Origin of the sequence: Nostoc sp. DedQUE09 (genome assembly GCF_034530915.1) — a bacterium.
Classification (GTDB): Bacteria; Cyanobacteriota; Cyanobacteriia; order Cyanobacteriales; family Nostocaceae; genus Nostoc.
Map to the genome: position 1 here is coordinate 6,344 of NZ_JAVRCE010000125.1, position 1,477 is coordinate 7,820.

The 1,477-nt window shown below is 42.3% G+C and carries 2 protein-coding genes; both read left to right on the forward strand.

Going from position 1 to position 1,477, the window contains the following annotated elements:
- Nucleotides 1–414 (forward strand): WD40 repeat domain-containing protein (locus RMY27_RS35220; RefSeq protein ID WP_322669428.1); only part of this gene is annotated, 414 nt, incomplete at its 5' end.
- Between the two features lie 115 nt (nucleotides 415–529).
- Nucleotides 530–1,404, forward strand: a protein-coding gene (locus tag RMY27_RS35225; RefSeq protein ID WP_322669429.1) for an IS630 family transposase whose coding sequence is annotated in 2 segments (ribosomal slippage) — nucleotides 530–859 and nucleotides 862–1,404 — 873 coding nt in all. Because the reading frame shifts where the segments join, the coding sequence is not laid out codon by codon here.
- The last annotated feature ends 73 nt before the right edge of the window (nucleotides 1,405–1,477 follow it).

Consider the following 1,477-nt stretch of genomic DNA (forward strand, 5'->3'; position numbering starts at 1 on the left):
CCCATTGGTCAACCTTGGCGCGGGCATGAGTATTGGGTAAATTCCGCAGCTTTTAGCCCTGATGGTAAACTGATTGCCAGTGGTAGTCTTGATGGAACAGTCCGCTTGTGGCAGTGTGGGTGGCAAGAATGGTTGCAAGTTTGCTGCAACAGGTTACACTATCATCCCGTCTTTCAAAATCCTGAAAATGGCAGTGATGTAGAAATTGCCCACCAAACTTGTCAAAAATATGTATGGAATCCACAATTTTCTAAACAGTTGCACAACCAAGGTGCAGCAAAGCTAAAAGAGAAAGCTTTTTCAGCAGCTTTAGAGGGCTTTAAGCAAGCAGTTCAAATTAATTTCACATCGCACTGGAAAGATCGCCTTGCTTGGCAATCAGTACCCACAGAGAACAGAGAACCAAGGAGTTAGGTTTAAGTCACCTGCAAATATTAGTCTTTTTTCCTTTTGAGTTTGTATAGCAATCGCCATTATGGTTAGGACGTAAAGTAGAAAGAGAATTACGTTGCAAAATCGGGGAATACTCATGCCAAAACCCTACAGTTACGATTTCCGTCGGAAGGTAATTGAAGCAATAGAATTGAATGGACTAAAGAAAAGCGAAGCTAGTGAACTATTCAACATTAGTCGAAACACAATCGATTTATGGTTAAAATGCTTTGCAGAAACTGGAGATTTCCAGGCAAGGCGGAATCAGTCGCCTGGTCATAACCACAAAATCACCGACTGGGCTAAATTTCGAGCCTTTGTGAAAGTACATGGGGATAAGACTCAAGCCCAGATGGCACAATTATGGGAAGACAAGATTAGTGCGCGTACTATCTCCCGTGGATTACAAAAAATCGGTTTTACGCGAAAAAAAAGACCTATGGTTATCAAGAACGAGACGAGTGCAAACGCAGTGTGTTTACTGCTCAGATAGCCTTGCTGGAGAAGGATATGACCGTCTATATTGATGAATCTGGCATGGATAGTCGAGACGATTATGGCTATGGCTGGAATGAAAAAGGCGATCGCTTTCATGCCCTCAAGTCTGGGCGACGCCAAGGACGGGTAAATATGATTGCAGCATTATGTCATCAGCAGTTGATGGCTCCCTTTACAGTTGAGGGGTCAAGGAAACGAGATGTGTTTGAGACCTGGCTGGAAACGTGCTTAGTACCTGTACTTAAACCAGGGCAAGTTGTGATCATGGACAATGCCACTTTTCACAAAGGTGGACGTATTGAACAGTTGATTCGAGATGCTGAGTGTGAAATCTTATATTTACCACCTTATTCCCCAGACCTCAACAAAATTGAGAAATGCTGGTCGTGGTTGAAAAGTCGAATTCGCAAACAACTTCAGCAGTTTGATTCTCTTCGAGAAACGATGGAATATGTCTTACGTTTAGCGTCCTAACTTATCTGGCTATTGCTATAACCCTCTTTTGTCACTTTCCTAGTATTCTGAATAAAAGGATTAAAAGAAAAAA